Source organism: Streptomyces sp. (genome assembly GCF_035563135.1).
In the GTDB taxonomy this organism is placed as follows: domain Bacteria; phylum Actinomycetota; class Actinomycetes; order Streptomycetales; family Streptomycetaceae; genus Streptomyces.
Genome location: NZ_DATMVN010000209.1, coordinates 1 through 6,779 on the forward strand (window position 1 = coordinate 1; position 6,779 = coordinate 6,779).

7 protein-coding genes and 1 pseudogene are annotated in these 6,779 nt (G+C 73.3%); 3 read left to right on the top strand and 5 right to left on the bottom strand.

Translation table 11 applies throughout. The features are described from left to right. Window positions 1–469: 469 nt before the first annotated feature. Entirely contained in the window at window positions 470–1,132 is a 663-nt protein-coding gene (locus VN520_RS09135; RefSeq protein ID WP_325746354.1) for a lysophospholipid acyltransferase family protein, read from the top strand. Between the two features lie 108 nt (window positions 1,133–1,240). On the opposite strand, the gene VN520_RS09140 is transcribed toward VN520_RS09135, so the two are convergent. The 3 genes from VN520_RS09140 to VN520_RS09150 form a co-directional block, all read right to left on the bottom strand. After that, entirely contained in the window at window positions 1,241–2,590 is a 1,350-nt protein-coding gene (locus VN520_RS09140) for a hypothetical protein (protein ID WP_325746355.1), read from the bottom strand. Between the two features lie 109 nt (window positions 2,591–2,699). Then, window positions 2,700–3,272 (bottom strand): QsdR family transcriptional regulator, encoded by a 573-nt coding sequence (locus VN520_RS09145; protein WP_325746356.1) that lies wholly within the window; start codon window positions 3,270–3,272, stop codon window positions 2,700–2,702. Window positions 3,273–3,350: 78 nt separating this feature from the next. After that, window positions 3,351–4,328, bottom strand: a complete 978-nt coding sequence (locus VN520_RS09150) for a fibronectin type III domain-containing protein (protein WP_325746357.1) — start codon at window positions 4,326–4,328, stop codon at window positions 3,351–3,353. 132 nt (window positions 4,329–4,460) lie between these two features. On the opposite strand from VN520_RS09150, the gene VN520_RS09155 reads away from it, so the two are divergent. Next, window positions 4,461–5,069 carry a TIGR03086 family metal-binding protein gene (locus tag VN520_RS09155; protein ID WP_325746358.1) on the top strand — a complete coding sequence of 203 codons (609 nt, stop codon included), beginning with the start codon at window positions 4,461–4,463 and terminating at the stop codon, window positions 5,067–5,069. Window positions 5,070–5,252: 183 nt separating this feature from the next. On the opposite strand, the gene VN520_RS09160 is transcribed toward VN520_RS09155, so the two are convergent. Beyond that, window positions 5,253–5,936 (bottom strand): alpha/beta hydrolase, encoded by a 684-nt coding sequence (locus tag VN520_RS09160; RefSeq protein ID WP_325746359.1) that lies wholly within the window; start codon window positions 5,934–5,936, stop codon window positions 5,253–5,255. A 348-nt stretch (window positions 5,937–6,284) separates the two neighbouring features. Between VN520_RS09160 and VN520_RS39585 the strand changes: the two genes are divergently transcribed. After that, complete coding sequence (locus VN520_RS39585) at window positions 6,285–6,428, top strand: chitosanase (RefSeq protein ID WP_414719804.1); 144 nt, start codon at window positions 6,285–6,287, stop codon at window positions 6,426–6,428. A gap of 60 nt (window positions 6,429–6,488) precedes the next feature. Here the strand turns inward: VN520_RS39585 and VN520_RS09170 are convergent. Further along, window positions 6,489–6,779, bottom strand: a pseudogene (locus VN520_RS09170) (purine permease); the annotation flags it as partial.

Consider the following 6,779-nt stretch of genomic DNA (forward strand, 5'->3'; position numbering starts at 1 on the left):
TGCGGCCCTCCCGGTCCCGAAGGGCCCCAGGGCCCGGAGGGCTGCGAAGGGCCACCCGGCAGGGACGGCAGGGACGGGCAGCCCGGCGCCCACGGTCTGGCCGGTGCGGACGGACGCGAAGGACCTCCCGGACCCCGGGGACCCCAGGGGCCCCAGGGCGAACCCGGGCCTGTCGGCTGTGCCGGCCCCCGGGGGCCGCGGGGCCCCCAGGGCGACCCGGGCGCCCCGCCCAGCCGGGAGTACCTGCGTCAGCTCATCAGGGAGTACCTCACGGAATGCGGCTTCTGCACTCCCGCCTGACGCCCGTGCACCCAGGCCGTCGCCACAGCCCGGATCCACAGGACGGAGGAAGCGGCGCCGGCCTCCGGCAGGCACCGCCGCCTCGGAGAAGATGAGTTCGGCTACTCAGGCTCCGGGCACTCCCGCGACCGACGATGGGCTCAGCATCGTCGAGCACAGGAGACCGGACATGCTCAGCCACTTCGCCGACGTCCTGGTGCCCGCCGTCGGCCGCCTCACGGTCACGGCCGACGCGGGCGCCGAACTCGCTCCCGGAAGCGTGATCGTGGCGAATCACACCTCGCTCGCCGACCCCGCCGTCGTGCTCGCCGCGCTGCACCGCCTCGGGGCCCGCCCGGTGGTCATGGCGGCCGCCGGACTGTGGCGCGTCCCGGTGCTCGGCCGCGCGCTCGCCCTCGAAGGGCACATCCCCGTCCATCGCGGCGGCCGGCGCGCGGCGGACGCCCTGGACGGAGCCGCCGAGGCGCTCTCACGCGGACGTCTGGTCCTGATCTACGCCGAGGGCCGCCTCCCGCACCGGACGGACGCCGCAGAAGCAGCCCCCGAGGCCTTCCGCAGCGGCTTGTCACGGCTCGTACGACGAACCGGGGCTCCGGTGGTGCCCGTCGGTCAGGCCGGCGCCCGCCGGATCACCTCGGGAAGCGCGGTCAAGCAGCTCGCGGGCCTGCTCACGGCGCCGTTGCGCCGCCCGGGACTGCACGTGCACATCGGAGCACCGCTCATGCCGGCAGCGGATGGTGCCGTCCGGACCGAGCGGGCCCGCGCGGCAGTGACGGCCGCCTGGCGCACGGCTGCCGCACAGCTCGAAGAACCCGCCGCGTTCGCCGCCTGAGGAGCGTTTCGGCCCGGTGGGGGCGAGGGCCTGGAGCGGGCACCGGTGCGGTGTGCTGTTCCCAGGCCGTGCGGTCCGGGAACAGCACACCGCCGCAGGGCTTCCGGCTCATCCGCCGGACGGGATGTCCACGTAGTCCTTGAAGAGCAGCGACACGGTGTGGCGGTCGGAGGGCCAGTTCGCCACGGCGACGGTTTCACTCACCCCGCCGGCCCCGCGCATCGTCTGGGTGACGGGGATGGCCCCACGGGCCTGCGGGTCGGCCGGGAGCGAGAGGTCGGTGGCCGTCAGGAAAGGGATCCGGTCGAAGGGCGGCAGCGCGGCGTCGAGGTGGCTGACACCGTCGCAGCCCTTGTCGAACACGAACAGGCCCAGGATCTGGCGGAGCTGAGGGGACACCGCCGGGTCGAGGACGTCGGTCCCGGCGATACGCAGCCGGTCGTCGTCCGCCGTCCCGGACCGCCACTCGCGTGCGCGGACGATGGTGAGCGCCGTGTGCCCGGTGCAGGCGTCGACGGAGTCCGCGACACCGCCCGGAGGGGAGACCAGCAGGCGCACGAAGCGGTCGCTGCGTTCGAACGGTTCGAAGTAGAAGTGGTTGGTGCGCTCGCCGGAACGCACGAACGCCAGCTCGTAGTGCCCGCGTCCGCCGACTTCGAGCGGCCCGAAGGCACCGTTCGCGCCGGTCCGCAGGACGTGCTGAGGAAGGAGGCCGGCCCGGGCACCGGTGGCGGGGTCGAGCCTCCACACCTCGAGGCGGCCCGCGAGGCCGGTGTTCTGCGGGAAGTGCACGGCGCGGCCGGCGATCTCCACCGAGGCGGGTGCCTCGGGCAGCACCCGGGTGGTGAGCGGAGGCCTGCCCCGGAGGAACGCGTAGATGTGGGCGAAGCTCTCGGCGGACGTCGCGCTCTGCGTGTGCCCCGCCTGCGGCTCGTGGACGTTGACCGCTCCGCCGATCGACCCGTTCGGCTGGAGGCTGCTCCAGATGGCGAGGGTGGGGACCCCGCCGGGCTGCGCGGCCGCCGTACGGCCGTCCAGGTTCACGTACTTGGCGACTTCCGCCGCGCGCTCCGGCACGGAGAGGTACGTGTGCAGCACGCGTGTGCCGCGCGAGTGGGCGAGGACGTCGACCTTCTGCGCGCCGGTGCGCGCCCGGACGGAGTCGACCAGTTCCTCCAGCCCGGCGACCGCATGGTCGTCGGTCGCGACGGAGGTGTCGTACTCGTGGACGTACAGCAGGTCGTCACGGTAGCCGTTGCTGGAGAACCGCTTGGCCTGGGACTGCCACTGCTGGGCCGAACCCTCCTGCCCGTGCACGAAGATCACGGGGTTGACGGTGGTGCGCGGTGCGGTCACGGCCTGCGCCGGGGCGGTGAGGGCGGTGAGTGTCCCGACGAGCGCCAGAAACACAGCGAGCAGCGTGGTCCGGCCCGTCAGGGCCGGCTGGGTACCGGTCATCGTCTCCTCCGAGTCGTCGTCGGAGTCGGAAACTACGGCCGGTGCCGGCGGGAGGGCCAGTCACCGGCCCGAGGGTGAGACCGCGGTCTCAGATCACGCGCGAGGGCGTTCAGCGGGTTTGCCGGAGTACGGCGCGGGCAGTGCGCTCAGCCAGAGCGAGGTCCGGCCTGCGGCTGCTCAACAGCTCGGCGTACAGGGCGGATTCGACGACCCTGACATAGAGGTAGGCCAGGTCGTCGATGCCGGAGCGGGGCCAGGGAGGGTCCCCCTCCCCCGTTTCCAGCAGGATGCTCCGCTGGGCCAGGACGGCCCGGCGGTGCACGCATCCGCCGGTCAGCAGACGCCGCGCCGTCTCGGGTTCGGCGCGCAGGAACTGCCCGAAAGGGGTGGAGGCGCGCAGAGCCGTGACGAAGTAGCGGGTGATCTCCAGGACCCCCTCCACGCCCGCCCGGGTGCGCCGGCGCCGGGCCCGGTCCAGGAGGTGTGCCGCCAGGTCCCACAGCACGTCGGTGAGGAGCGCGTCCCGGCTGCCGACCACGCGGTAGAGCGTCGCCCGGCTCACCGCGAGGTCCTGGGCGAGTGCGTCCATGTCCACCGTGCCGTGCCGCAGGAAGAAGCGGCAGGCGCTGTACACGACGTGGCCCCTGGTGACCACACGCCGGGAAGCCCGCGCACCTGGCATGCCGACCGCCTCCTCCGCCGGCTACGGCACCGCCGCCGGGGCCGGTACCTTAGCGCGCGGGTGCCGGGCAGTCACCCGTCAGCCGGGGAGGACCACCGTGCGCTGGGCCGAGAAGTCGCCCCACGTCCCGTCGGGGAGCTTGGGCCGGATCTTGAGCGAGTAACGGGTGCCGGGCGGGTCGGTCAGGGTGAGCCGGTACGTCGCGCGGCCCGCGGGCGGCGTGCCGCCCCAGACGATCGTGGTGGTCAGCCTCCCGTTCAGGAACAGCTGGTAGGCCGGTATCGTGCCGCCGGTGTCGGGCTGGTCCCAGGAGAGGTCGACCAGGAACTCCTCGCCCTGCGCCGTCGTCTTCGTCCGCAGCCCGGTGGGCGCCGTGCTCGCGGGAGCGCCCGGCGCGGACGGGGTGGTGAGGTCCAGCGCGTTGCTGTCCGGCGAGGAGCGGTCGGCGGCGTCGCGGGCACGGACGGTGAAGGTGTAGACGGTGCCGGGCCGCAGCCCGGTGAGCCTGGCCGTGGTCCGTGTGCCGGGGACGCTGTGGATCCTGGAATCCTCCTGGTAGATGTCGTACGAGGTCACGCCCACGTCGTCGGTGGAGCCACCCCAGGAGAGGGTGACCGTCCGGCCGCTGTCCGCCTCGCCCCGCAGCTTCGACGGCCCGGTCGGCGGTTCCTCGTCGGCGGGTGCGGTGGCGGGCGTGGTGACGGGGGCGGCGGCGCCGGGGGCGGAGACGTTTCCGGCGGCGTCGCGGGCCCTGACGGTGAAGGTGTAGGCCGTGGACGCGGTCAGCCCCTCGATGTCGGTCATCAGCTTCGTCGCGTCCACCGAGGCGGCCTTCCTGCCCTCGCGGTAGACGTCGTAGCCGGTGATCCCCTCGTTGTTCGAGGCCCGCTCCCACATGACGTGGACGGAGGTGGCACTGCCGGCCTGCGCCGTCACGCCCGCGGGGGCCGTCGGATCCTTGGTGTCCGCTTCCGCGGAGCCGCCGCAGGCGGTGAGCACGGCGAGGAGCAGCGCAGCGGAACAGGCCGACTCGGCGCGTGCGTGGGGGCGTTGCACGATGATGCCTTTCTCCGACAGCAATGGTCCAGACCTATATGCCATGCGGGCGGGGCCCCCGGCAAGAGGGCGGATCGGAACGTTCCGCAATGTCCGCGATGAGTTCCGGGGCCCGGAAGGGTCTGAAGGAGTATGGAAACGCACAAGGGAACCGCACCCGGCATCGACCTCGAACCGGCTGCGCGGCAGATCCGTGAGCTGATCGGCTCCATCGAGGACCGGCAGCTGGCCGGCCCGACCCCCTGTCCCGGCTACTCGGTACGGGAGCTGCTCGGGCACCTGGTGGGACTGGCCACCGCCTTCCGCGACGCCGCGCACAAGAAGTTCGGCCCCACGACCGACACCTCCCCGGCGTCGGATCTGCCGGTCCTGCCCGCCGACTGGCGCACGGCGTTGCCGTCTCTGCTCGACGAACTGGTCGCGGCCTGGGGCTCCCCGGCCGCGCTGGAAGGCATGACCCGGGCGGGCGGGGTGGATCTGCCGGGCCAGGTCGCCGGAATGGTCGTCCGGAACGAATTGGTCGTGCACGGCTGGGATCTGGCCCGGTCCACGGGGCAGGAGTTCCGGGCGGACGAAGCGAGCCTGCGCTCGTCGGAGGCGTTGCTGGCTCCCGGCGACGACGACAGGTCCGGGCCGGACGCGATCTTCGGTCCGCCGGTCCCCGTCCCGGCCGGCGCGCCCCTGGCCGACCGGGTGATCGCGCTGAGCGGGCGCCGTCCCGACTGGCAGCCGGGCGGCTGAGGGCTCTGCCTGCCGCGCTTGCACACGGGCCCGGCCAGGAGGCCGGCCCACGGGTGGACGCCGGCAGCGGCGGGGAAAGCGGCCGGGACCGGTGCTGCGGATCACGGCGCCCGCGGCCGGGACCGGTCCTGCGGATCACGGCGCCCGGCGGCGTCCGCCGTGCGCGCGGGGCAGCCTGCCGCCTCAGCTGGTGAAGAACTCGGTGATCTGCTGGGCCACCTGGTCCGCGTGCTTCTTGTGCACCTGGTGGCCGCCGCCCAGGGTGATCAGCCGGCAGTCGGGGATGAGTGAGGCCATGTCGGCCAGCCTGCCCTGCGGCATCCCGCTCTCCGGGCCCCCCGCGATCATCAGCGTCGGAGCGACGATCTGCCCCAGCTCCTCCTCCCAGCGGGGATCCGGCTCGGCGATCTGAGCCCTCACGGACGAGACCGCGTTCTCGTCGTGGTCCACCGGGCCCGTGGGCCGGCTGTCGTCGGCCGGCTGCCCGGGGAACGGCGGCGGGGTCTCCACCAGCACCAGCCGCTCCACCCGGTCCGCGTGCTCCTCGGCGAGCAGATAGGCGACCACTCCGCCCATCGAGTGGCCGACGAGGCCCACCCGGTCGAGCTCGCAGGCGTCGAGGAACTCCAGGACGTCGTCCCGCATCTGCTCCAGGGCGTACTCGTCGGGCCAGTCGCTCTCGCCGTGCCCGCGCAGGTCGACGGCGTACACCCGCCATTCCTCGCCGAGCAGGGTGCCCACCGCCTCCCAGCTCCGGGAGGAACCGCCGAGACCGTGCAGGAGGACGACGGGTGAGCCGAAGGGGTCGCCCCAGGTCCGGTACGCCAGCCGCACATCGCCGACGTCCACAACAGACTGATCTTCCATGGGGTGAACGCTACAGGCGCCGGACTCCCGAGGACTCCGCCCCCCGGCCTGGCACGCTTGGTGCGTGAAACACAGATGTCCCGCTCTCGCGGTCCTCGTCCTGACCGGCTGTTCCGGGTCCGGTTCCGGCTCTCCCGAGAAGGGGCTCGGCGATCCCGTGAAGAAGGACATCGCCATGCGGCTGGTGTCGGGCGCGGAGAACTCCACGCTCGACCGGAAGGCCCACGACGCGGGCGGCACGGTCGGCTTCCGGACCATACGGGTCCAGGCCGTCGCCGGGGCCGATCCGCCGTCCGAGGGCGGCGACGAGGAGGCGTATCCGAACGCCACGCCTTCCTGGACGCCCGCGTGGCCGCTCTCCGCAAGGAGCCCTCGCACAGTGACACCAGCCGGGTGGAGACCGCTCAGCGCGTCCTCGTACGCGAGGGGAAGCTCCAGCTGGAGACCCCGCTGGTGTGGCGGGTCCACGGGGAGAGCTTCCGCATCGGCTGACGACACCGCACACGGTGCGCGTACGGGCCCCGGCGGGGGTTCCGTACGCGCACCGGCGCCTCAGTGGGCGACGGGCACGGCCATCGGGTCCTTCGGGATTTCGCCGTCCGCGGCTTGCACGTCCGGTTCCGCGTCCGGCCTGCGGCCCCAGTGGTTGAAGGCCAGGTTCAGCACGATCGCCACCACACAGCCGGTGGAGATGCCCGAGTCCAGGACGACGAGCAGGTCCTCGGGGAAGGCGTGGTAGAAGCCCGGCGCGGCGATCGGGATGAGCCCGACGCCGACGGCGGCCGCGACGATCAGGGCGTTCTCGCCCTTCTCCAGGGCGGCGGTGGCCAGGGTCTGGACGCC